This is a genomic window from Streptomyces sp. NPDC102490 (genome assembly GCF_044765285.1).
Lineage (GTDB): Bacteria > Actinomycetota > Actinomycetes > Streptomycetales > Streptomycetaceae > Streptomyces.
In genome coordinates, this window is the sequence record NZ_JBIWJU010000003.1 from 473,876 (window position 1) to 496,283 (window position 22,408).

General features: G+C 73.3%; 20 protein-coding genes. 11 read left to right on the top strand and 9 right to left on the bottom strand.

From position 1 onward, the window contains the following. Window positions 1-54: 54 nt before the first annotated feature. Window positions 55-1,563: a carboxylesterase/lipase family protein gene (locus tag ACIRGB_RS08740; protein WP_403860333.1), complete on the bottom strand. Its 1,509-nt coding sequence runs from the start codon at window positions 1,561-1,563 to the stop codon at window positions 55-57. A 150-nt stretch (window positions 1,564-1,713) separates the two neighbouring features. On the opposite strand from ACIRGB_RS08740, the gene ACIRGB_RS08745 reads away from it, so the two are divergent. Then, entirely contained in the window at window positions 1,714-2,028 is a 315-nt protein-coding gene (locus tag ACIRGB_RS08745; RefSeq protein WP_403860336.1) for an STAS domain-containing protein, read from the top strand. 166 nt (window positions 2,029-2,194) lie between these two features. Next, window positions 2,195-3,259: a LacI family DNA-binding transcriptional regulator gene (locus tag ACIRGB_RS08750; protein WP_403860339.1), complete on the top strand. Its 1,065-nt coding sequence runs from the start codon at window positions 2,195-2,197 to the stop codon at window positions 3,257-3,259. Between the two features lie 27 nt (window positions 3,260-3,286). Here ACIRGB_RS08750 and ACIRGB_RS08755 read toward each other — a convergent pair whose 3' ends face one another. Further along, the gene (locus ACIRGB_RS08755) at window positions 3,287-3,940 is read right to left on the bottom strand and encodes a hypothetical protein (RefSeq protein ID WP_403860341.1); all 654 of its coding nucleotides are present in this window, start codon (window positions 3,938-3,940) and stop codon (window positions 3,287-3,289) included. A gap of 156 nt (window positions 3,941-4,096) precedes the next feature. Here ACIRGB_RS08755 and ACIRGB_RS08760 point away from each other — a divergent pair, with 156 nt between their 5' ends. From ACIRGB_RS08760 to ACIRGB_RS08770, 3 genes are all read left to right on the top strand, one after another. Beyond that, complete coding sequence (locus ACIRGB_RS08760; protein ID WP_403860344.1) at window positions 4,097-4,738, top strand: tetratricopeptide repeat protein; 642 nt, start codon at window positions 4,097-4,099, stop codon at window positions 4,736-4,738. A 273-nt stretch (window positions 4,739-5,011) separates the two neighbouring features. Continuing rightward, window positions 5,012-7,699: a DNRLRE domain-containing protein gene (locus ACIRGB_RS08765; protein WP_403860347.1), complete on the top strand. Its 2,688-nt coding sequence runs from the start codon at window positions 5,012-5,014 to the stop codon at window positions 7,697-7,699. 13 nt (window positions 7,700-7,712) lie between these two features. Further along, window positions 7,713-8,042 (top strand): hypothetical protein, encoded by a 330-nt coding sequence (locus tag ACIRGB_RS08770; RefSeq protein ID WP_403860350.1) that lies wholly within the window; start codon window positions 7,713-7,715, stop codon window positions 8,040-8,042. Between the two features lie 213 nt (window positions 8,043-8,255). Here ACIRGB_RS08770 and ACIRGB_RS08775 read toward each other — a convergent pair whose 3' ends face one another. Then, window positions 8,256-8,585 carry a hypothetical protein gene (locus ACIRGB_RS08775; protein WP_403860353.1) on the bottom strand — a complete coding sequence of 110 codons (330 nt, stop codon included), beginning with the start codon at window positions 8,583-8,585 and terminating at the stop codon, window positions 8,256-8,258. Window positions 8,586-8,708: 123 nt separating this feature from the next. On the opposite strand from ACIRGB_RS08775, the gene ACIRGB_RS08780 reads away from it, so the two are divergent. Further along, window positions 8,709-9,107 carry a VOC family protein gene (locus tag ACIRGB_RS08780; protein WP_403860356.1) on the top strand — a complete coding sequence of 133 codons (399 nt, stop codon included), beginning with the start codon at window positions 8,709-8,711 and terminating at the stop codon, window positions 9,105-9,107. Here the strand turns inward: ACIRGB_RS08780 and ACIRGB_RS08785 are convergent. The 5 genes from ACIRGB_RS08785 to ACIRGB_RS08805 form a co-directional block, all read right to left on the bottom strand. Further along, window positions 9,093-9,776 carry a helix-turn-helix domain-containing protein gene (locus tag ACIRGB_RS08785; RefSeq protein WP_403860359.1) on the bottom strand — a complete coding sequence of 228 codons (684 nt, stop codon included), beginning with the start codon at window positions 9,774-9,776 and terminating at the stop codon, window positions 9,093-9,095. The two genes, ACIRGB_RS08780 and ACIRGB_RS08785, sit on opposite strands and share 15 nt — an antisense overlap. A gap of 236 nt (window positions 9,777-10,012) precedes the next feature. Further along, window positions 10,013-10,951, bottom strand: a complete 939-nt coding sequence (locus ACIRGB_RS08790) for an AraC family transcriptional regulator (protein WP_403860362.1) — start codon at window positions 10,949-10,951, stop codon at window positions 10,013-10,015. Between the two features lie 33 nt (window positions 10,952-10,984). Next, on the bottom strand, window positions 10,985-11,779 hold the full coding sequence (locus ACIRGB_RS08795; protein ID WP_403860366.1) for a copper homeostasis protein CutC: 795 nt from the start codon (window positions 11,777-11,779) through the stop codon (window positions 10,985-10,987). After that, window positions 11,776-13,323, bottom strand: coding sequence for a M81 family metallopeptidase (locus ACIRGB_RS08800; RefSeq protein WP_403860369.1), 1,548 nt, complete (start codon window positions 13,321-13,323; stop codon window positions 11,776-11,778). Before ACIRGB_RS08800 ends, ACIRGB_RS08795 begins: the two co-directional genes overlap by 4 nt. A gap of 44 nt (window positions 13,324-13,367) precedes the next feature. Then, window positions 13,368-14,591, bottom strand: coding sequence for an ROK family protein (locus ACIRGB_RS08805; RefSeq protein WP_403860372.1), 1,224 nt, complete (start codon window positions 14,589-14,591; stop codon window positions 13,368-13,370). Window positions 14,592-14,801: 210 nt separating this feature from the next. Here ACIRGB_RS08805 and ACIRGB_RS08810 point away from each other — a divergent pair, with 210 nt between their 5' ends. From ACIRGB_RS08810 to ACIRGB_RS08830, 5 genes are read left to right on the top strand one after another with little or no spacing between them, the layout of a single operon-like run. Beyond that, window positions 14,802-16,610: a peptide ABC transporter substrate-binding protein gene (locus ACIRGB_RS08810; RefSeq protein ID WP_403860375.1), complete on the top strand. Its 1,809-nt coding sequence runs from the start codon at window positions 14,802-14,804 to the stop codon at window positions 16,608-16,610. 55 nt (window positions 16,611-16,665) lie between these two features. Further along, complete coding sequence (locus tag ACIRGB_RS08815; RefSeq protein ID WP_403860378.1) at window positions 16,666-17,625, top strand: ABC transporter permease; 960 nt, start codon at window positions 16,666-16,668, stop codon at window positions 17,623-17,625. Then, window positions 17,622-18,515, top strand: a complete 894-nt coding sequence (locus tag ACIRGB_RS08820; protein WP_403860381.1) for an ABC transporter permease — start codon at window positions 17,622-17,624, stop codon at window positions 18,513-18,515. Before ACIRGB_RS08815 ends, ACIRGB_RS08820 begins: the two co-directional genes overlap by 4 nt. Next, window positions 18,512-20,251, top strand: a complete 1,740-nt coding sequence (locus ACIRGB_RS08825; RefSeq protein ID WP_403860384.1) for a dipeptide ABC transporter ATP-binding protein — start codon at window positions 18,512-18,514, stop codon at window positions 20,249-20,251. Before ACIRGB_RS08820 ends, ACIRGB_RS08825 begins: the two co-directional genes overlap by 4 nt. Then, complete coding sequence (locus ACIRGB_RS08830) at window positions 20,248-21,198, top strand: ROK family protein (protein ID WP_403860387.1); 951 nt, start codon at window positions 20,248-20,250, stop codon at window positions 21,196-21,198. The genes ACIRGB_RS08825 and ACIRGB_RS08830 overlap by 4 nt, the downstream gene beginning before the upstream one ends. Here ACIRGB_RS08830 and ACIRGB_RS08835 read toward each other — a convergent pair. Further along, window positions 21,195-22,352: a YihY/virulence factor BrkB family protein gene (locus tag ACIRGB_RS08835; RefSeq protein ID WP_403860390.1), complete on the bottom strand. Its 1,158-nt coding sequence runs from the start codon at window positions 22,350-22,352 to the stop codon at window positions 21,195-21,197. The two genes, ACIRGB_RS08830 and ACIRGB_RS08835, sit on opposite strands and share 4 nt — an antisense overlap. Window positions 22,353-22,408 lie beyond the last annotated feature (56 nt).

Sequence of the window (22,408 nt, forward strand, 5' to 3'; positions counted from 1 at the left end):
GAGGAGATTCCGTGAAGGACTCCGGGGCAGCCGCACGTGCCCCTCGGGGACACCTCAGCGCCGGACCAGGCGCCTGGGCCGCGTTACCCGGGGCGTGGTGACGTCCGCCTTCCACAGGTCGTACTCGGCGTCCAGCGGGCCGTGGGCCGTGTGCGGGGCGCCGTCGCCGAAGACCCGGACGGGATGCGTGGCGTCCCATGCCTCCCAGCCGGGGTCGCCGGTCTCCACGAACCGCACCCACGCCCCGTGCATCGCGTCGGCCAGCTCCTGCGGCGCCCCCTCGCCGGCGAGCCGGCGCGCGTCGGGGCCGTCGCCGGAGTCGAAGACGAAGCCCAGCTCCAGGGCGTGGCAGGCGCCGAGGCCGGGCAGGTTGGACGGCCAGGCGAACTCGTAGACATGCGAGGAGGCGGGCCGCGCGTCGGCGAGGCGGTGCATCGGGATGCGCAGCAGGTGGTCGGTGACCAGCTGGCCCACGATCTCGGCCGCCCCCGCGTCGGGGCGCAGCGCGCGGTAGCCGCGTACCACCTCGTTGCCGCAGCGGCAGCGGGCGCGGGCACCCGCGAGGGCCACCGCGCCGAGCCGGTCGACGCGTTCGAGGAGGCCGCCGGGGACCAGCCAGAGCCGGTACTCGTCGCGGGTCCAGCCCATCAGGAGGTCGACGCCCGGTGCCGCGTCGCCGTCGAGGAGCGCCTCCAGCGGGTCGCGGGGCAGCACGTCGCCGTCGACGACGAGGCCGAAGCCGGGGCCGCCGAGGACGGGGCTGCTGAATCTGCCCACCTCGGCCTGGGCCCGCAGCAGCTGGGCCCGGTCGGCGGCGGCGAAGGCCGCGGCGGTGGCGGGAATCCTCAGGCGGGCGGCCATGCGGCGGACCATGCGCCGCACCTTGTCGCGGTCGGTGGCCTCGGGAGCGCCGCTCTGGAGCACGGCCCGCCGGAACAGGCCCTGCGCCCGCGGTGCGGCGAGGAGCGCGCCGGTGCTGATGGCGCCCGCGGACTGGCCGGCGACGGTGACCCGGTCGGGGTCGCCGCCGAAGGCCGCGATGGAGTCCCACACCCACTGGAGCGCGGCGATCTGGTCGCGCAGGCCGGCGTTGGCGGGGGCGTCCGGGAACAGTCCGTAGCCCTCCACGCCCAGCCGGTAGTTGATCGACACGCAGACCACGCCGTCCCGGGCGAAGGTGCTGCCGTCGTAGACCGGTACGGCGGAGGAGCCCCTGGTCAGCGCGCCGCCGTGCAGCCAGACCAGGACCGGCAGGCGGGCGCCGGGGCCGGGCTCGGGCGTCCAGACGTTGAGGTTGAGGCAGTCGTCGCCGTCGATCACCGGATCGGAAAGGTAGCGGGCGAAGGCCTCGGAGTACGGCGGTTTCGGGGCCGTGGGGCCGAAGGAACCCGCGTCGCGGACGCCGTCCCAGGGCTCGGGCGGCAGGGGCGGGCGGAAGCGGCCCGGTCCGAAGGGGGGCGCCGCGTAGGGGATGCCCCGGAACACGGCGACACCGTGCTCGTACCTGCCGCGTACCGCCCCGTGGACCGTCCTGGCCACGGGGTTCGTCTGGCTTGACCGCATGCGCCCACCAGCCCTTCGCCGCACTCTCGTACCGCGCACAGCACAGCGTCCCGCCGTCCGGATCTATTCCGGGGACGCCGCCGCGGCCACGGCTGGGGGACAATGGACACCACGCATGCCACGCAGGTACCGCGCACCGAGGAGGCTGTCGTGACGGACGCACCCGTGAGGATCGCCGAGGCCGACGAGCGGCACGCGGTGCTGGCCTTTTCCGGGGACCTGGACGCCCCCGCGCTGCGCGTGCTGGAGGAGCTGCTGCTCGACCCGCGGCTGCGGGCGCCGGGGGCCTGGACCCTGGAGATGAGCGCCCTGGACCACATCGACCTGGCCTGCGCCTACGCGCTGCTGCGGACGGTGACCCGGACGCCGGAGCCGGTCGCCCTCACCGTGCGGGGTGCCCGCCCGGCCGTCCACCGGACGCTGCGGCAGGCCGGGCTGGACACGGTGGCGGCCTTCACGGCGTAGCGGCGCCGTCAGCGTCCGCACGGGCGGGCACGTCCCTCCCGCGTCGGCGGCCCCACCACTGTCCCAACTGCCCCGACACCCTGCTCTTCCCGCCGTGGCACCGTGAACCTAGGATAGGAAGCGCTTTCTATCCTGGGCCCGGACGGGCCGGAGAGGTGATCGACCGATGGTCGGAACGGCGCGTGAGGGCACGTCGGCCGGGCCGACGCTGGCGGTGGTGGCCCGGGCGGCGGGGGTCTCGGTGCCGACCGCGTCCAAGGTGGTCAACGGGCGCGAGGACGTGGCCCCCGACACCCGGCGCCGGGTCGTGGAGGCGCTGGACCGCCTCGGCTATGTCCGCCGCCCCCGGTTCGACACCGCACGGGGGCCCCGGCTGGTCGACCTCGTCGTGCGATCCCTGGAGAGTTCCCGGTCGGGCGCCGTACTGCACGGCGTGGAGGAGGCGGCGTACGACGCGGGTCTGGAGGTCGTGGTCTCGGCGGGCCTGAACCGGCCCCGCTCCTCCGGGGCCTTCGAGGAGCCGCGGCCCGAAGGCGCTTGGCTGGACAGGCTCGTGGTCCGCGGCACCTCCGGCGTCCTGTTCCACCTGGCCGAGTTGACCGCCGCCCAGTACGCCTGGCTGGCGCGGCACCGCATCCCGTTCGTGCTGATCGACCCGGCCGTGGAACCGCCACCCGGCGTGGTCTCGGTGGGCGCGGCGGACTGGCAGGGCGGGGTGACGGCGACCGAGCACCTGCTGGGCCTCGGCCACGAACGCATCGCCGTCGTCGCCGGGCCGCGGCGCGGGCAGTGCGGCGGCGCCCGGGTCGCCGGGTACCGCTCCGCACTCGCGGCGGCGGGAGTGCGCCACCGTCCCGAGTACGTCCGCCACGCCGGTCTCGACCGGGCCGCCGCCCGCCGTCGCATGCGGGAGCTGCTGGATCTGCCCGTCCCTCCGACGGCCGTGTTCGTCTGCTCGGACGTGATGGCCCTCGGCGTCTACGAGGCGCTGGCCGAGCGGGGCCTGACGGTGCCCCGGGACATGAGCGTGGTCGGTTTCGACGACCTGCCCGAGGCGCGCTGGGCCACCCCCGCGCTGACCACGGTCCGCCAGCCCCTGTCGGAGATGGCGGCCACCGCGCTGCGCCTGCTGCTGCGCATGATGGACGGCCACCACCCGGAGAGCACCCGCACGGAACTCTCGACGCGCCTGGTGCGCCGGGCGAGCACGGCACCGCCGGGCCTCGCCTAGCGCGGCCCGCCGGTGCCGCGAGCCGGGTCAGCCACCCTCGCCCACGTGGTTGTCGGGGGCCCCGTCGCCGAACCGGGGCAGGTCGCCGCGCTCGACCGGCGTGGCGGGCGCGGGTGCGACCGAGGGCAGGAGTGCGTCGGTCTCGGCGGCGTCGGGGCGGTGGGCGGCGAGGGCGGCCGCGCGCAGGACGTCGCGCGGTACGGCGTCCGTCTCGGCGGACACGCGCACGACGTGCCCCTCCTCGGGCAGCGCGTACTCCTGGCGTCCGGCGCCGGTGCGGTACCAGGCGCTGCCGTCGCGCTCGCAGGTGGTGTGCTCGCCGGACATGTCGCCGACGGGCTGCTCGGCGCAGGTGTCGGCCGTGAGGGTGCCCCGGTCGACGGCGAGCCGTAGCAGCGCGTTGGTCCCGCCTTCGACCCAGGTGGCGGAGAAGCCGTCGTCGCCGAGGACACCGACGGACTGCTGGGCGAGGCTGAAGCCCGGCGCCTCGATGACGTAGACCAGCTCGGGGGCCACGCCCATCGCCTGGGCGCGGGAGGCGAGTTCGCCGGTGCCGGGGGCCGCGGCCGGACCGGCGGCGGAGGCGGACGGACCGGGGTCGCCCGCCTTCTCGGAACCGCAGGCGGTGAGCAGCAGCGGGGCCAGCACCAGCACCGGCAGGACACGCGCGTGACGAATCATGCGGTCATCCTGCCGTACGGGTGTTCCCCCCGGGGGGCGGCTTCGGTGGGGCCTGGCCGCGCGCCGAGCAGCCTGTGCGGCATCCGTATGCTCCCGGGCAGGAGCCTCTTCCGGTCGCGCGGCCGAAGCGGCGCCGAACGAATGACGGGAACACCTGTGGCTGAGGCCAAGGCCCTTTATGAGGCCGGGCGTTACGCCGAGGCGGAAGCCGAAGCCCGGACTGCGAGTCGATCGCGGCCACGCGACGATGTGTACGGGGCCGTGGCGCTGAACATCGCCGCGATCGCGACGGGTGTCCAAGGCCGCCACACCGAGGCTCTCGCCACCTATGACGAAGCGCTGCCCGTCTTCGGCAGGATATTCGGAGCCGATCACTGGCTGACCTTGAAGTTGCGCTCGGACCGCGCCCAGCAGATGACCTCGCCGGGCCGGCACGCCGGGTGCGAGGCGGAATGTGCTGCCGTCACCCGGGCCGCGGTGCGCGGAACCGGGCGGAGATGGCACGCCTGGCAGCGGGCCCGAAACGGACTGGTCTTCGCCCTCATTGCGCAGGGGCGACACCAGGAGGCGGAGGCGCTCGCCCGCGAGGCCCTGGCCGCCCATGGCGAGCGCGACCCGATGTCCTTGGTCCTGCGACTCGGTCCGGCTCGCAGCCTCAACGGCCAAGCCCGCCACGAAGACGCCCTCACCGAGGCACGGGGCGCCGAAAAGCTGTACCGCTCGCTTCCCGACCACCAGCGCCTTCCAGAAACGGGCGCCGTCGAACTGGCCTTCGCCGTCGACGGCACTCGACCGTAGGCCGGGTGCGCGGGTACATGTACGACACCCTGGAACGCCGGTGGGGGCCCTGCATCTGAGGGCGGGACAAGCCGCAAGTCGGGGCGCGGTACGGCCCGTTGAGGACCGTGCCCCTTCGATGCAGTACGTCGCGGATGTCCGGTTCAGAGGGCGAAGTGGCTATTTTCGTAGGACATGTGTTTCCATTACGCCGCTCAAAGATCATTTGCGGCCTGACCCGCCGGGGGGAACGACATCGGCGGGTCGTGTGCCGAGACCATGGAAAGTACGCACATGAGAACCACCTGGCATGCCGCGGGCATAGCCATGCTGGCCGCCACCGCCGTGCTCCTGGCCACGCCCCACGTCGCCGTCGCGGCCGGTGGGACCAGTCCCGGGGACACCGAGGCGGAGCGCGCCGTCTCCGGGCTGCTGGAGGCGGTCGACCAGCTCAGGACACACCCGATCGCCGAAGCCGAGAGCGTCGACGCGGCACAGACCGCCGCGCGGATGCAGGACCACCGGGTCGAGGTCCTGCAGATGCGCACCGAGACAGACACCGTCTTCGCCAACCCCGACGGCACCCTCACCCGTGAGACCTCCGTGGCGCCCGTCCGGATGCTCAAGGACGGGCGCTGGACGGACGTCGACGTCGACCTCCGCCGCAAGGCCGACGGTGACGTCGTCGCGAAGGCGCACCCCCAGGGGCTCGCCCTGGCCGGGAAGGGCGGAACCCCGGCACCCTCGCTGCGCAGCGCCGCCGCCTCACCGCGGACGCAGGCCCGCGACCTGGTCACCCTCGGCAGCGGCGACGAGCGGATCGCCGTCCAGTGGAAGGGTGGCCTGCCCGCACCGCGGCTGTCCGGCCACACCGCCACCTACGAGAACGCCGTCCCCGGCGGCGACCTGGTCGTCGAGGCCACCCGTACCGGCTTCGAGCAGTTCCTCGAGCTGCGGCGGGCGCCGCGCGGCGGCGCACCCCTGGTGCTGCCAATCGTGCTGCCCGAGGGCATGACCGCCAAGGTGGCCACCGGCGGCGGCGTCGACTTCGTGGACGACTCCGGCGAGACCGTCGCGACGATGCCGGCCCCCACGATGTGGGACAGCCAGGTGGACCCGCGCTCCGGGGAGCACGTCAACCGCAGGCGCGTCGCCATGGACGTCACCCAGTCTGGCGCCACCGTGCAGCTCGCCCTGCACCCGGACACCGACTGGCTCGCCGCCCCCGGCACCCGGTACCCCGTCACCATCGACCCGGCGACGGACGCCCTCGACACGCTCTTCGACACCTTCGTGCAGGGCGGCGACACCACCGACCAGTCCGCGAGCACCGACCTCAAGGTGGGCTGGCCCGGTGACAAGGAGGGCACGATCAAGCGCGTCGCGCGGTCGTTCCTGACCTTCCGCACTGCGAACTTCGCCGACGCGCTGGTGTCCAAGGCGTCGCTGAAGCTGTGGAACTACCACTCCTGGTCGTGCGAGAAGCGCCCCTGGGAGGTGTGGTCGGCGGGAGCCGCCGACACCAACACCCGGTGGACGAAGCAGCCCGCGATGTTGGAGAAGATCGCCACCTCCACCGAGACCAGGTCGGCGAGCTGCAACAACGCGGGCTGGGTCACTGCCGACATCACCAAACTGGCGCAGACCTGGTCCTCCGCCCGGGCGGAGACCGGCTCCCTGGCGCTGAAGGCCACCGACGAGTCCGACACGTACGGCTGGAAGCGGTTCCAGTCCGCCAACGCCGTCGACGAGAACCAGATTCCGACCCTGGAGGTGACGTACAACTACCGCCCGTACAACGGGGCGAACCTCCAGGCGGGCGCGCCCTTCATCTCGTCCGGTGGCATCTTCCGGGTGAACACCACCACGCCCGTCCTGCGGTTCTCCACCGTGGACACCAACGGCGAGGACGAGATCACCGGGACGTACGAGATCACCGACACCGCGACCGGCAAGGTCGTCACGACCGTCAACGCGGCCCCGGTGCCGGCCAACAGCACCTCGCAGGTGAAGGTCCCGGCGGGCAAGCTCATGTCCGGCCACACCTACAGTTTCCGCACCACCGCCTACGACGGCACGCACTACGCCAACGGCTGGTCCGACCCGGTGCGCTTCACCGTCGACACAGCGTGGAAGCCGACGGCGGCCGAGCACGCCCTCGGCCTGGCGAACACCTACTCCGACGCCGCGGACGTCACCGCCGCGACCTCGTCGGACTCCTCCTACGCCGCCATCGCGGTCACCGAGGACAACGTGGTCTCCGTTCCCTGGGACGGCAGGAACAACGCCATCGACATCCGCAACGACCTGATGCCCAACAAGCTGACCATCCCCGCGGCAGGCACCAAGGGCACCCAGGTCGGCGGCAACGTCGTCTACACGTCGTCCGGGCCGGTCGACACCGTCGTACAGCCCACCGTCGACGGGGGCTCGCGCACGCTGAACATCCTCAAGGAAGGCAGCGCGCCGCACGACTACGAGACCGGCTTCACCATCCCCGCCGGGATGAAGGCCGTGACGCACGACGACGGCTCGGTCTCGCTCTACGCCGCGGGTGACGAGAACGCCGAGAAGGCGCCCTCCTCGGACGCCGCCGGATTCTTCGACGCCCCCTGGGCCAAGGACGCCGCCGGCCATGACGTGCCGACCGCCTACAAGGTCGTCGGCGACAAGCTGGTCCAGCACGTCGACTTCGACGCGAACAGCGCCTTCCCGATCGTGATCGACCCCTCCTGGTGGTCCACCACGAAGAAGATCGCCAAGTGCGCGCTGGCGGTGTCGGGGTTCATCTTCACCTTCACGCCGGCGGGCAGCTCCAAGCGGGTCCTGACCGCGGTGAAGCTGGTGAAGAAGATCGGGGTCAAGAAGACCGCGAAGCTGATCCAGACCTACGCCAAGCGCCGCAAGCTGACGTCGGCGCACCGTAAGGCGGTCGCGGCCCTGCTGGGCATCCCGGCTCTGAAGAAGGCATGCAAGTTCTGATCATGGAGGACCAGTGATTGCGATAGCGGCGATCGTCGCGGACATCGTCCTGATCCTGACGCACCGCGTACGCGCCGTGCCGGACCCGGCGAAGTACGCGCCGTGGCCGTACATGGCCGTGGGCCTCGCGGGATGCGCGGCGGGCTGGCTCGTCATCGGCCGGCCGGAGGCGGCCTGGGACGACCTGTTCCTGGCGCTGGTCTGCGGCGTGGTCGTCACCTCCGAGGCCGCGCACGCGGCCCGGGCCCTCTCCGGGCGCCCCTGGGTGGGCTGGGCGACGGCCCTGGTGAGTGGAGCGGCGGCGGCCACCTGGCTCCTGCCGGACCCTCTGCCCTTCACCTGACACCCCACTCCCGGCCATACGGCTGTACGGCCGGACGAGCCCCACGGCGGCGGCCGACCACGGAGCACTCTGTGGTCGGCCGCCGCCGACAGGGCTTGGGGTTGCGGGGTTTCAGGGGGCACACAGGCCGACGCGGTCAAAGGCCCAGAACGTCTCCGAGTAGACGAAGGCACCCGTCATCCACGGCTCGTTCACCCACCTGACGAAGCAGTACTAGGGCTGGTGGGCGGCGGCGTCCTTCGTCAGCTTCACGGCCTGGCGCAGGCTGAGTCCGGGGGCCGCCTCGCGCAGGGTCTTGACGGCCCGGACGGAGTCGACGGGGCCCTCGTGCCCGGCCGCGGCGAGGCGTTCGTGGACCCAGCGGGCGAACAGCGCCGCGTCGGGCTCCGCGGCGGCCTGCTCGATCAGGGCGGCGGCGCGCTCCAGTCCGGGCCGTTCCTCCGGCGTCGCCTCGGCGAGCGCCTGACGGATGCGGTGGGCGACTACGTCCGTGTCGCGCAGGACGAGGACGTTGAGTTCCGGTGGGGCGAGTCGTCCGAACATGCGGCCATGATCGACGGGACACCCCGTGCCGTTCAACGGACTTGAGGAGCATCTGAGGCGCGCGGCGGCCGGGTGTCCGTTTTCTTCAAGACCGGGCTCGCACGCCCCGCCTACGGTGAGCCCATGACCGCACGATTCGACGCCATCGGCCTCGTCGTCTCCGACATGGCCGCCTCCGTGACCTTCTACCGCCGGCTCGGCTTCGCCTTCCCCGAGGGCTCCGAGGGACAGCCGCACGCCGAGGCCGGACTGCCGGGCGGCATCCGGCTGCTCCTGGACACCGAGGACTCCGTCCGCTCGTTCACCCCCGGCTGGCAGCCGCCGGCCGGTGGCGGGCGGCACTCCCTCGCCCTGCTGTGCGACACACCGACCGAAGTGGACGCCCTCTACGCCGAGTTGACCGGCGCCGGGTGCAAGGGCGAGCGCGAGCCCTGGGACGCCCCCTGGGGTCAGCGGTACGCCGTCGTCAACGACCCGGACGGCCACGGCGTCGACCTGTTCGCGCCGCTAGCCGCGCAGTAGCTCGACCAGCGTCGCACCCGCCAGTTCCCGCACGTCCCGGGCCAGATGCGCCTGGTCGGCGAAGCCGGTCCGGACGGCCGTCTCGGCGAGGGGCGTGCCGTCTCTGGCCAGGGTGAGGGCCCGTTGCAGTCGCCGTACGCGGGCCAGCGTCTTGGGGCCGTAGCCGAAGGCCGCCAGGGAGCGGCGGTGCAGCGCACGGGCGGAGATGCCGAGCGCGTCGGCCGTCGCGGCGACCGGGCGGCCCGCGTCGAGGGCTGCGACGACCCGGACCAGCAGCGGGTCGGGCGGCCCGGTCTCGGCGGCGCGGGACAGCGCGGCCTCCTCCAGGCCGGTCGCCGGGTCGGGGGCCGCGTTCACCCGGGCGGCCAGGCGCCGTGCGCGGGCGGCCGGCCAGAGGTCGGTGAGGTCGACGCGCCGGTCGCGCAGGGCGTCGGCGGGCACGCCGAGCAGGGTGGGCGCGGTGCCGGGGTGGAAGCGGACGCCGGCCCAGGGGCCCGGAGCGCCCTCGGTCACGTAGGCGTGGGTGTCGGGGCCCGCGACCAGGAGGCGTCCGTCGTGCCAGAGCAGGTCCATGCAGCCGTCGGGGAGGACGCGTCCGGGGCCGGGCCCGGTCGGGGTGTGGGTCCACACCACCGCGCCGGTCAGCCGGGCCGCCCGTTCCGCGTACACGCGTGCCAGGTTACGCCGGGCAGCGCACGAGACGCCGCCCCAGCCGCGGGCAGTCGCCCCCGCTGCGGGCAGTCGTGCCTCCCCCCATGCCTGAGCGGCCTGGGAGGTACCCCCAGGCGGCACGTGCACGGGTGGGCGCAGCGGCACCCCCGCAACGCCGGGCAGCGCACCCCCGCCCGCCCGCGGCAACGCGCCGGTCGGGCCGGCAGCCCCGTTCCGCGTACCCTCCTGTCAGGTCACCCCGGGCCCCCGGTCCGGTACTCCTGCGGACTCACGCCGTACACCCGCTTGAACGCCGCGGACAGCGCGAACGCGCTGCCGTAGCCGACCCGGCGGGCGATCGCGGCGAGGGTGTCCTCGCCGTCCCGCAGCCGGTCGGCGGCCAGGGCGAGGCGCCAGCCGGTGAGGTATGCCATGGGCGGTTCGCCGACCAGCTCGGTGAAGCGGCGGGCGAGCGCGGCGCGGGACACCCCGGTCTTGGCGGCGAGGGACGCGACGGTCCAGGGGTGCGCCGGGTCGTCCTGGAGCAGCCGCAGTGCCCGGCCGACGACCGGGTCGCCCAGGGCCCGGTACCAGGCGGGGGCCTGGGCCGACGGACCGGCGAACCAGGCCCGCAGCGCGGCGATGACCAGCAGGTCCAGGAGCCGGTCCAGGACCACCTCCTGACCCGGCTCGTCCCGCGTCACCTCCGTCATCAGCAGGGGTGTGAGGGGGTTGTCCCAGTCCTCGGAGGTGAGGGACAGCAGCGGGGGCAGCGCGTCGAGGAGCCGGCCGCCGATCTCGCCGCGGACGAGATAGGTGCCGATGAGGAGGACCGCCTCGCCGTCGGCGCGGTCGCCCCAGGTGCGTACGCCGAGGTCCATCGAGCCGTTGAGGGGGCGCCCGTCGGGGTAGCTGCACGCGCCACCCGGCAGGATCACCGCCTGCGGGGCGGTGCCGGGGTCGTCGGCGCAGACGTACGGGTCGGGGCCGCGCGCGATGGCCAGGTCCCCGGCGCGCAGCCGCAGCCGCTCCCCCGTGTCCGGCACGATCCAGGCGTCGCCGCGGACCATCAGCATCACGGTCAGCGGCGCCCGGTCCTCGACGCGCACCGCCCAGGGCGGGTCGAAACAGGCGCGGATCATGAAGGCGCCCCGGGCCCGGGGGCCCTCCAGCAGTCCGGCGAGTGCGTCCACGGTGCCAGTGTCCCGGTCGGGCCCGGGGACCGTTCACCGAGGGGTGTCCCGGACCTCCTCCGGCTGCCGTCCTGAGGCCGCCGCGTCCAGCGCCCGCCTCGCCGCCGCGACGACCGTGCCGTCGGTGACGAAGTGGGTGTCGTCCTCGGCGGACGTGCCCCCGGCGCCGAGGGGGACCCAGCCGGCCGTGCGGCGGGGTGTGGCCCGGGACTTGGCGGACAGGTGGACCGAGGTGGCGCCCGCCGTCAGCAGACCGGGGATGTCGCCGGGCCGCACCCCGCCGCCCGCGGCCACGTCGACGCCGGGGGCCGCGGCGGCCATCGCGGTGAGCACGGCGGCGCCCTCGATCGCGGTGGGCGCGCCGCCGGAGGTCAGGACGCGGGTGATGCCGAGCCCCGGCAGCGCCGCGACGGCGGCCACCGGATCGCTCGCCTGGTCCACCGCCCGGTGCAGGGTGACCTGCGCCGCGGGGTCGGTGTCCCGTGCGGCGCCGACGAGCGCGGCGAGGGCGTGGGTGTCGAGGGCGCCGTCCGGGGTGAGGGCCCCGACGACGACGCCGCGGGCACCCGCGCGCAGGGCGGCGCGCACCTCGGCCGCCATCAGGGCGACCTCCTCGTCGTCGTAGGCGAAGTCGCCGGGCCGGCAACGGACGAGGACGTGGACGGGCGGACCGGACTCGACGGCCGCCTCGACGGCGGCGTTGGAGGGGGTCAGGCCGCCCAGTTCGAGTCCGGTGCACAGTTCGACGCGGTCCGCCCCGTGCTCGCGGGCGGTGCGGGCACCGGCCGGGGACACGACGGCGATCTCCAGGCCGGGGCGGGCGCTCATTCGTCGGCCCCGGTCAGCGGCTGGTCGGCGGCGGGGATCAGGCGGGCGGTCAGGTCCGGGTCGGCCATGGCGGGGTCGAAGGGGAACAGGGGCCGGCGGACGCGGTGGTGGCCGAGGCGGACGAGGTCCTGGTCGACGCCGCCCGGGGTGAGGGCCATCTTCCAGTCGGCGGCCATCGCGAACAGCTCGGGCTCCAGGTAGCCGATCTTCACGACGACGATGTCGGCGCCGCGCGGGTCGAGGTCCAGGTCGGTGAAGTCGTGCTCGTGGTGGTAGGGCTTGCGCAGCTCGGTGAGGATCACGTACGCGCTGCCGACGCGTATCACGACCTCGGTGCGGGCGTCGCGGTCCCCGTGCCGGACGGCGTGCACGACGCCGGTGAGGGTGACGGGACCGGCGTGCCGGTCGTCGACCTCGGCGCCCGCCGTCACCGTCACGGTGGCGCCGACGCCCGCCGCGGCGGCGTGCCGCACGGCCTCCGGACCCGGCACCGAGGCGTACAGGACGGTCGGCCCGTCCTCCTTCTGAAACTCGGGCCGGGCCAGCAGCCGGGTCAGGCCCCAGGTCACGTCACCGGCGCCGCCCGCGGTCGGGTTGTCGCCGGTGTCGCTGACGTAGTACGGGCGCCGCCCGCCCGCCAGGGCCTCGTCCAGGATCTCGTCGAAGGTGCCGGTGGGGGCGACGAAGTCGAAGTCGTGGCGGGCTTCCCAGAAGCCGCGGGCCAGCCGTTCGGCACCTGCGGACACCGCCCGCTCGTCGTGCCCGGTGACGACGACCGCGGCCCGGTTGCGGGGCTCGTCCGCCCAGGCGTAGCCGACCCAGATCGCCGCGTCGATGACGCCCTCCTCCGCCTCGACCTCGGGAACGGCGCCGTACACGCTCTTCGCGGGCTCGATCCGGGTGGAGGTCTGCTCGCCGGCCAGCAGGACGGGGACCGGCACCCACGCCTTCAGCGGGCGGGGGGCGCCGGAGGCGAGATGGTCCAGGAGGTTCCGGACGGCGCGTTCCTTGGTCTCCATGTGGTCCTCGTGCGGGGCCATCCGGTAGCAGGTGATCAGGTCGCTGCGGTGGACGAGGGCGCGGGAGACGTTGCCGTGCAGGTCCATGGAGGTGGAGACGATCACGTCGTCGCCGACGACGGCGCGCACCTTCTCCAGGAGCAGGGCCTCGGCGTCGTCGATGCCCTCGACGGTCATGGCGCCGTGGATGTCGAACCAGAGGCCGTCCAGGGCGGGCAGTGCGGCGAGCCGGGTGAGGAGTTCCCCGGTGAGTTCCTCCCAGGCCGCGGCGGTGACCGTGCCGCCGGGCAGCGACTTGCCGACCAGGGCGCCGTGCCAGTCGGCCGCCTCGCGCAGTTCCTCGCCGACGGCGAGGAAGGGGTAGCGGTCCAGTACCTCCTGGCCGCGGGAGGGGTGGAAGGCGGGGGCCCGGGTGCGGGCGGGCGAGAAGGTGGACGACTCGATGCCGAGCCCGGCGATGGCGATGACGGGGCGGCGGGCGGGGGCGGCGGTGGGGGTGCCCGTGGGGGTGCTGGGGTGCGACATGGCTCCTCGTTCGTGCGGTGGTGCGGGAGGTGCGGGGTGTGGGTTCAGGGGGTGGGGGTCTGGAACCGGTCCGGGTCCAGCTCCGCTCCGCCGACCCGGCGCAGGGCCTGGGCCAGCGCCCGCTGGAGGGCGAACTGCCCGGCGCCCAGGAGACCGGCGTCGGCGCCGAGGACGGCGCGCTCGATGGCGAGGTGCTCGGTGACCAGCGGGTGGCAGCTCTCGTAGAGCTGGCTGCGGACGGCGGCGACGAACGGTTCGACGGTGGAGAGGATGCCGCCCAGGTAGACGGCGTCCGGGTTGAAGAAGTTGACGTTGGCGGCGAGCACCTGGCCGAGGTAGTCCCCGGCCCTGCGCACCGCCCGGTTGGCCTCCGGGTGCGCGTCGGTGGCCAGCCGCACCACGTCCTCGGCGGCGCTGACGTCGACGCCCTCCTCCCGCAGCACCCGGACCAGGGCGGCGCCGGAGGCGACCGTCTCCAGGCAGTCGGTGTTGCCGCAAGAACAGGGCACGCCGTCGCCGCGGGCGATGCGGATGTGGGTGATCTCCCCGGCCGCGCCCGTGCCGCCGCGGTAGAGCCGGCCGTCGACGAGGGCGGCGGCGCCGATCGCGGTGCCCGTCTTCACCATGATCACCTGTTGGTGGCGTCCCTTGCGGGCGGTGTGCTCGCCGACGGCCATGCAGTTGGCGTCGTTGTCGGCGACGGCCGGGACCGCGAAGCGCTCCCGCAGCCAGGACTCGACGGGGAAGCGGTTCCACCCCGGCATGCGGGAGGGCTGCACGACGCGTCCGGTGGCGGTGTCGACCGGGCCGGGCAGGGAGAGACCGACGCCGCGCAGCCGTGACCTGCCGTGGCGTTCGACCAGGTCGTCCAGGGTGGCGGCGAGCCGGGACAGGGCCGCCTGCGGGCCCTCGGCGATCACCAGCGGCACGGTGGAGACGTCGCGCAGCTCGCCGCCCGGCAGGACCACCCCGACCCGGGCGTGGCTGCCGCCCAGGTCGGCGGCGACGGCGAACTCGTCCTGGCCGCCGAGCCTGAGCACCTTGCGCGGGCGTCCGCCGGTGGAGGACTGGGTCCCCTCCTCGGCGACGAGGCCGTGCTCCACCAGCTGGGCCACGGCCACCGAGACGCTGGAGGCCGCGGCGTCGAGCAGTTCGGCGAGCTGGGCCCGGGAGGTCGCCCGGCCGGAGGCGATCAGTTCGAGGGCCCGTGCCGCCAGCGCCGAGGTGCCTGCCGCCCTCCGGCCGCCCCGCGTACTTATTTCATTCATGTACGTGCTTACTTCCCCATGGTCGGTCCGATGCAGACAGTACGCCTCGAATGCCGTTCCGTGAATGGCGTTTTACGCAGTACATCGCGGATCGAGCGGCGTCCGGACTTATTTCAGAAACGGAGATACTTAGTTGTTACGCAACTTTGTTTGTCCCCGCGCCGAGGCAGGCGTTAGCTGACCTCCACGCCACTCACCTGGAGGAGATACATGTCCCCTGCTCGCACAGCGACGCGCCGCCGCCGGGCGCTCGTCGTCGGCGCCTGCGCGGCCGTGGGCGTGCTGCTCAGCGGCTGCACGGGCGGTGTCTCCGCCCCCTCCGGCTCGAAGAACGAGATCAATTACGCCCTCCCCGCGAACTTCACCCCGAACTGGATCGTGCCGATCGGGACGCCGGGCCACCTCAACACCAACAACTCCTCGATATCCCAGGTGATGTGGGAGCCGCTGATCGCCTACGACGGCTCCACCGGCGAGATCGGCTGGAACAAGGACAACTCGCTGGCGACGGACGCCACGTTCGCCGCGGACAACAAGAGCGTCACCATCACCCTCGGCGACCGCCACTGGAGCGACGGCGAGCCGGTCACCTCCCGGGACGTCGAGTTCTGGTTCAACCTGGTCAGGCAGAACAAGAAGGCGTGGGCCAGCTACAGCCCGGGCAAGGCCCCGGACACCTGGACCTCCTTCGAGACGATCGACGACCGGCACTTCACGCTCGACTTCGACCGCGCCTACAACCGGCAGTGGATGCTCGCCAACGAGCTGAGCATGATCCGTCCGATGCCGCAGCACGTCTGGGACAAGACCAGCGACTCGGGGCGCGTCTCCGACCTCGACCGCAGCCCGGCCGGTGCCGAGAAGGTCTGGACGTACCTGATCGACGCCGGCAAGAAGATCTCCCACTACGCGAGCGACCCGCTGTGGAAGACGGTCAGCGGCCCGTACACACTCAAGTCCTTCGCCACCTCCGGCCGGGTCGAGCTGATCGAGAACGGGAAGTACGACGGCGGCGGCGCGGCCCACGTCCGGCAGATCAACCTGCTGTCCTTCACCACCGTGGCCGCCGAGGAGAACGCGCTGCGGGCCGGCACGGTCGACTACGGCTACATCAAGGCCTCCGACCTGGGCATCAAGAAGTCCTTCACGGACCTCGGCTACCACGTCGAGCGGTGGTCCGGCTGGGCCGTCACCTACATGCCGTACAACTTCAACAACCCCGAGATGGGCGCGGTCTTCCGGCAGTCGTACGCGCGGCAGGCCATCCAGCTGTCCGTCGACCAGAAGACCCTGGCCGAGGTGCTCTACAACGGCACCGCCGTCCCCACCTACGGCCCCGTCCCGCAGGGGCAGGCGTCCGCCTTCCTGTCGGCCGAGCAGAAGGCCGAGCCGTACCCCTTCTCCACCTCCCGGGCGCGCGAGTTGCTGACGGACCACGGCTGGACCCCGAAGGACGGCACGATGGTGTGCACCTCGCCGGGCGAGGGCGCGGGGCACTGCGGCGAAGGCGTCGCGGAGGGCACCGAGTTCAGGATGCGGGTGCTGTCCCAGTCCGGCTCCACGGAGACGGACAACATGATGAGCGCCCTTCAGTCCTCCTTCGAGGAGACCGGCATCGACTTCGACATCAAGACCGCGCCGGTCAACTCGGTCCTCTCGCAGACCGGGCAGTGTGAGCGGGACGACCCCGCCTGCGACTGGCAGCTCTCCTTCTTCGGCAGCGCGGGCAGCTGGTACTTCCCCGCCTACCCCAGCGGTGACGCGCTCTTCGCGAGCGGCGGCGGCTCCAACTTCGGCGGCTACTCCAACCCCGAGGTGGACCGGCTGATCGACCGGACCACCACCTCCTCGTCCCCCGACGCGATGCTCGACTACAGCAAGGCCCTCGCCGAGGACCTGCCCGTGATCTGGCTTCCCGAGCCCGACTACCAGGTCTCCGTGATCAGGGACGGCCTCGGCGGATTCGCCCAGGACTCCCTCGCCAACTTCCACCCCGCGATGTGGGCGTGGACCGAGTGAGCCCGCGCCCGGCCCCTCTCACCCGCCCCGTCCCCACCCAGTCACCCGGAAACCCATGAGCACATACTCCTTCCTGACCAGGCGTGTCCTACAGGCGCTGGCGGTGGTCCTCCTCGTGACCGTCGTGGTGTTCTGCCTGCTGCACGCCCTGCCCGGGGGGCCCGCCCGCGGCATCCTCGGCCCCCAGGCCACCGCCTCGCAGATCGCCGCCTTCAACCACGAGCAGGGCCTCGACAAGCCGCTGCCGGTTCAGTACGTGTACTACCTGAACCAGCTGATCCACGGCGACCTCGGCATGTCCTACACCCTCAACGAGCCCGTCTCCCAGCTGATCACCGAACGGCTGCCGAAGACACTGCTGCTGACCGTGCTCTCGGCGGTGGTCGGCCTGCTGGCCGCGATACCGCTCGGCGTGTGGCAGGCCGTCCGCCGCAACAAGCCGGTCGACTACGTCATCACCACGCTCAGCTTCATCGCCTACTCCACCCCCGTGTACTTCCTCGGGCTGATCCTGGTCCTCGTCTTCAGCCAGGTCCTGCCCTGGTTCCCGGCCCAGGCACCCCAGGGCAACAGCGTCGGCGCCGTCCTGTCCCAGCCGCAGGGCCTGGTGCTGCCGGTGGTGGCCGGCGCGGCCACGATGGTCGCCGTCTTCAGCCGCTACATGCGCTCGGCCACGCTGGAGAACCTCACCGAGGACTACGTGCGGACGGCGCGGGCCGGCGGCGCCCGCCCCCGGGCCGTCCTGACCCGGCACGTCTTCCGCAACTCGCTGACCCCCGTGGTGGCCATGCTCGGCTACTACGTGCCGGTCCTCTTCGGCGGCGCGCTGGTGGTGGAGCAACTCTTCAACTACCCCGGCATGGGCCTGCTGTTCTGGACCGCCGCCCAGTCCTCCGACTATCCGGTGCTGCTGGGTTGCGTCCTGGTCATCTCGATCGCCACGGTGACCGGCACCCTGCTGGCCGACATCCTGCAACGCGCCATCGACCCCCGAGTGAAGGCAGGTCGGTCATGAGCTCCCTCACCTCCCTGGACGCGCTCGCCGCGAAGCCCGAGCGCGTCGCCTCCGGCAGCCGGCTCGCCGTCCGCCGCTTCCTGCGCAACCGCCTCGCCGTGGTGGGGCTCGGCGTCGTGGTCTTCTTCGTCCTGTTCTGCTTCGTCGGCCCGCTCCTCTACTCCACCGACCAGACCCACACCCTGCTCCAGCAGGTCAACCGGTCGCCCAGCGGAGCCCATTGGCTCGGCACCGACGCGGTCGGCCACGACGAGCTGGGCCGGCTGATGTACGGCGGCAAGGTCTCCCTGATCGTCGGTCTGTCGGCCGGGGTCCTCGCCACGGTCATCGGCACCCTGTGGGGCGCCGCGGCCGGCTACGCGGGCGGCTGGATCGACGCGGTCATGATGCGCGTGGTGGACGCGGGCATCGCCATCCCCGCCCTGTTCATCCTGCTGGTGGTCTCCGCGATCACCACCCCCGACCTGACCGGTCTCGTCGTCATCCTCGGCCTCATCTCCTGGCTCGTGCCCTCCCGGCTGGTGCGGGCCGAGACCCTGACGCTGAAGAACCGGGACTTCGTGCTCACCCTGCGCGCCATCGGCGGCGGTCACACGCGCGCCATCACCCGGCACATCCTGCCGAACTCGGTGTCGACCATCATCGTGGCGGCCACCTTCCAGATCGCCGACGCGATCCTGCTGGTGGCCTACGTCTCCTACCTCGGCCTGGGCGTCCAGCCCCCGTCCACCGACTGGGGCGGCATGCTCTCCACCGGAATGACCGCCGCCTACTCGGGCCACTGGTGGCTGATCGTGCCGCCCGGCCTCGCCATCATCCTGGTGGTGTGGGCGTTCAACGCGATCGGAGACGGACTCCGGGACGCATTCGACGTGAGGGGGCGCGCGTGAGCGCCGTTCGACGACCGGCCGCTGCCGCCGCCGGGGACCACATCCTCGACCTCGACGACCTGGGCGTCGTCTTCACCACGGAGACCGGCCCGGTACGGGCCGTGCGCGGCGTCTCCCTGCACGTCGCGCCCGGCGAGACACTCGCCCTGGTCGGCGAGTCGGGCTCGGGCAAGTCCACCGTCGCGCTGGCGGCCATGGGGCTGCTGTCCGGCAACGCCCGCGCCACCGGACGGGCCGTCGTGGACGGCACCGACATCGTCGGCGCCGACGAGGAGCGGCTGGCCGGGCTGCGCGGATCGACCGTCTCCATGGTGTTCCAGGAACCGGCCACCGCGCTCGACCCGCTCACCCGGGTCGGCAGGCAGATCGCCGAGGTGATCCGCAACCACCGGCGGGTGTCCGCGGCGGACGCCGCCGCGCGCGCCGTCGAACTGCTGCGCCGCGTCGGCATCCCCGAGCCCGAGCAGCGGGCCCGCGCCTACCCGTTCCAGCTCTCCGGCGGCCAGCGCCAGCGCGTCGTCATCGCCATGGCCATCGCCAACGAACCGGCGCTGCTGATCGCCGACGAGCCCACCACCGCGCTCGACGTGACCGTGCAGGCCGAGATCCTCGACCTGCTGCGGCGGCTCGCGGCCGAGACCGGCACGGGTGTCCTGCTGGTCACCCACAACATGGGGGTCGTCGCGGACTTCGCCGACCGGGTCGCGGTGATGTACCAGGGCGCCATCGTGGAGACCGGGCCCGTGGAGGACGTCCTGCTGCGCCCCTCGCACGACTACACCAAGCGGCTGCTGTCCGCCGTACCGCGGCTGTCCGTCGCCGAGACCGCCGAGACCGCCGAGGCCGCCGCGTCCGACGGGCGGCGGGCGGACGAGCCCGACGCCGCCCCCGCCGGGGAACCGGCGGTGGAACTGACGGACGTCTCGGTGGTCTTCGGCCGCGGGAAGCGGGCGGTGCACGCCCTCAAGGGCATCTCCTTCGCCGTCCGCCCCGGGGAGACCCTGGGCCTGGTGGGAGAGTCGGGCTCCGGCAAGTCCACCGCCTCCCGGGTGGCACTCGGCCTGATCGCCCCCACGACCGGCTCCGTCACCCTGTTCGGAGCCGACCTGGCGCGTACCCGTGCGCGGGCCCGGCGTGCGCTGCGGGCCGGCATCGGCGTCGTCCTCCAGGACCCGGTCGCCTCGCTCGACGCCCGGATGACGGTCGGCGAATGTGTCGCGGAACCGCTGCGGATCCACCGCGGGAGACTGTCCGGCAGGGAACGGGAATCCTTGGTCGCCGCCGTCCTCGACCGGGTGCGGCTGCCGCGGGAGGTCGCCCGGCGCACGCCGCGCGAACTGTCGGGCGGCCAGCGCCAGCGCGTGAGCCTGGCACGCGCCCTGGTCCTCGAACCGCGCCTGCTGGTGGCGGACGAACCCACCAGCGCCCTGGACGTGAGCGTGCAGCAGGCGGTCCTGGAAGTGATCGGCGAACTCCAGGAGGAGCTGGGCTTCGCCTGCCTCTTCGTCTCCCACGACCTGGCCGTCGTGCAGCAGTTCGCGCGCCGGGTGGTCGTGATGCGGGCAGGGCGGGCCGAGGAGCAGGGGCTCACGTCGGCCACCCTGCTGCACCCGGAGACCGACTACACCCGGCGCCTGCTGGCGGCCGTGCCGGTGCCCGACCCCGTCGTCCAGCGCGGCCGCCGGGCCCAGCGGCTGGCGACCCTCGCCGCCGGGCGGACGGAGGAGCAGGGATGAGCGGTCCCGACGCCCCGGTCTTCGCCGGGGTGGACATCGGCGGCACCACCACCCAGGTGGTGCTCTGCGACGAGGAACTGAGGGTGCTCGACCGCGCGGACACGGCCACCCCGGCCCGCTCCGGCGGCCGGGCGATGATCGCCGCGACCCTCGACGCGCTCGCCGTCGTACGGTCCCGCACCCCCGGCCGGCTGGCCGCCGTCGGGGTGGGCGCGGCCGGAGTGGTCGACGCCGCCTCCGGTCACGTCCTGGTGGCCAGCGACTCGTTCACCGACTGGGCCGGTTTCCCCGTGACCGCCGCCCTGAGCACCGCGCTGGGCGTCCCGGCCTTCCTCGACAACGACGTCAACGCCTTCGTGCGCGGCGAGATCGCCTGCGGTGCGGCGGCGGGCGAGGAGGACGTGCTGGGCATGACCCTGGGCACCGGCGTCGGCGGGGCGCTGTGGACGGGGGGAGCACTGCGCACCGGCGCCCACGGCGCGGCCGGCGAGATCGGCCACATCCCCGGCTTCGGCGACCTGCCGTGCACCTGCGGCGGGCGCGGCCACCTGGAGACGCTGGCCTCGGCCCGTTCGCTGCGGGCCCGCTACGCCGAGCGCACCGGGCGGGAGCGGTCCGCCCGCGAGGTGGCGGAGGCGGCCCGGGACGGGGACGCCGACGCGCACGCGGTGTACGCGGCGGCGGGGGCGGGGATCGCTCGCGCGATCGTGATGACCGCCGGTCTCGTCGACATCGGCACGGTCGTGGTCGGGGGCGGCGTCAGCAACGCCTGGACGCTGCTCGAACCCCTGATCCAGGGGCCGCTCGCCGCCGAACCGCCGATCAGCGGCCATCCCGTCAAACTGCTGCGGGCGGCCCTGGGGGGCGACGCCGTGCCGCTGGGCGCGGCGGCCCGGGCCCGCGACGAGCTGACCGCCCGCCGGGCCCGGCCCGGGGCGGCGCCCTAGGACGCCTCCGGCTTGTCGTGGCCGTGACTCTTGTCGTGGTGGGTGTGGTGCGCGGGCGGCGTCTTCGGGTGGGTGCGCAGGCGGGCTGTGACGTCCTCGGGGGGCAGGAAGCGGGACCAGCGCTCGGGGAACTCGGAGGGCATGTCGGGGTCGCCCGCGCCCTGCGCGGCGGTGCGGGCGACGTACTCGGCGACCTGGGCCTGGCGCAGCCGCTCGTTGGCCTCGCGGGCCGCGGCGGTCGCGGCGGCCGGCCACACCCGGTCGATGGCCGCGTTGACCGCGGCCCCGACGAGCACCGCGAACGCGGACACACCGATCCACAGCAGCACGGCGACGGGCGCGGCGAGCGAGCCGTAGATGGTCGGCCCCTCGACGGTGCTGGTGAGGTAGATGCGCAGCAGGAAGCTGCCCAGCACCCACATGGCGAGGGCGACCAGCGCGCCGGGGACGTCCTCGATCCACGGGGAGCGCACCGGCACCGACACGTGGTACAGCGTGGTCAGGAACGCCACCGACAGGATGATCACGACCGGCCAGTACAGCACCTGGACGACCGTCGTCGACCAGGGCACGATCCGCACCACGGCGTCCGGTCCCGCCACCATCAGCGGCAGCGCGATCGACCCGATCAGCAGGGCCACGATGAACAGCAGGAAGGCCATCAGGCGGGTCCTGACGATGCCCCGGACGCCGTCGAGGCCGTACATCACGGTGATGGTGTCGATGAAGACGTTCACCGCGCGGGAGCCCGACCACAGGGCGAACAGGAAGCCGATGGAGATGACGTCGGGCCGGCCGCCCTTCATCACGTCGTCCAGGATCGGCTCGGTGATCTGCTTGACGCCCTTCTCGGAGAGCACCGCGCGGGAGGCGTCCAGGATGTTGGTGCGCAGGCTCTCGGTGGTGTCGGCGCCGATCCAGGAGTCGACGTAGCCGAGCAGTCCGAGCAGGCTCAGCAGCAGGGGCGGCACCGAGAGCAGGGTGAAGAACGCGGCCTCCGCGGCCAGGCCGAGGATGCGGTACTCCATGCACGAGTTGACCGTGTCCTTGAGGAGCAGCCAGGCGGTCCTGCGTTTGGAGACGTTCCGGTACAGGACCCGGGCACGGTGGAGCCGGCCCGAGGGCCGTTCGAGGGAGTCACTTGCTGGCTGCACGCCCTAAAGGTATCCGGCGCCGGGGGTGCCACTCATCCGCGGACGCCCGCCGCTGC

Coding starts and splice junctions, on each gene's coding strand:
- ACIRGB_RS08740 (WP_403860333.1), bottom strand. CDS start 1,563: ATGCGGTCAAGCCAGACGAACCCCGTGGCCAGGACGGTCCACGGGGCG.
- ACIRGB_RS08750 (WP_403860339.1), top strand. CDS start 2,195: ATGGTCGGAACGGCGCGTGAGGGCACGTCGGCCGGGCCGACGCTGGCG.
- ACIRGB_RS08755 (WP_403860341.1), bottom strand. CDS start 3,940: ATGATTCGTCACGCGCGTGTCCTGCCGGTGCTGGTGCTGGCCCCGCTG.
- ACIRGB_RS08765 (WP_403860347.1), top strand. CDS start 5,012: ATGAGAACCACCTGGCATGCCGCGGGCATAGCCATGCTGGCCGCCACC.
- ACIRGB_RS08775 (WP_403860353.1), bottom strand. CDS start 8,585: ATGTTCGGACGACTCGCCCCACCGGAACTCAACGTCCTCGTCCTGCGC.
- ACIRGB_RS08780 (WP_403860356.1), top strand. CDS start 8,709: ATGACCGCACGATTCGACGCCATCGGCCTCGTCGTCTCCGACATGGCC.
- ACIRGB_RS08795 (WP_403860366.1), bottom strand. CDS start 11,779: ATGAGCGCCCGCCCCGGCCTGGAGATCGCCGTCGTGTCCCCGGCCGGT.
- ACIRGB_RS08800 (WP_403860369.1), bottom strand. CDS start 13,323: ATGTCGCACCCCAGCACCCCCACGGGCACCCCCACCGCCGCCCCCGCC.
- ACIRGB_RS08805 (WP_403860372.1), bottom strand. CDS start 14,591: ATGAATGAAATAAGTACGCGGGGCGGCCGGAGGGCGGCAGGCACCTCG.
- ACIRGB_RS08810 (WP_403860375.1), top strand. CDS start 14,802: ATGTCCCCTGCTCGCACAGCGACGCGCCGCCGCCGGGCGCTCGTCGTC.
- ACIRGB_RS08815 (WP_403860378.1), top strand. CDS start 16,666: ATGAGCACATACTCCTTCCTGACCAGGCGTGTCCTACAGGCGCTGGCG.
- ACIRGB_RS08820 (WP_403860381.1), top strand. CDS start 17,622: ATGAGCTCCCTCACCTCCCTGGACGCGCTCGCCGCGAAGCCCGAGCGC.
- ACIRGB_RS08830 (WP_403860387.1), top strand. CDS start 20,248: ATGAGCGGTCCCGACGCCCCGGTCTTCGCCGGGGTGGACATCGGCGGC.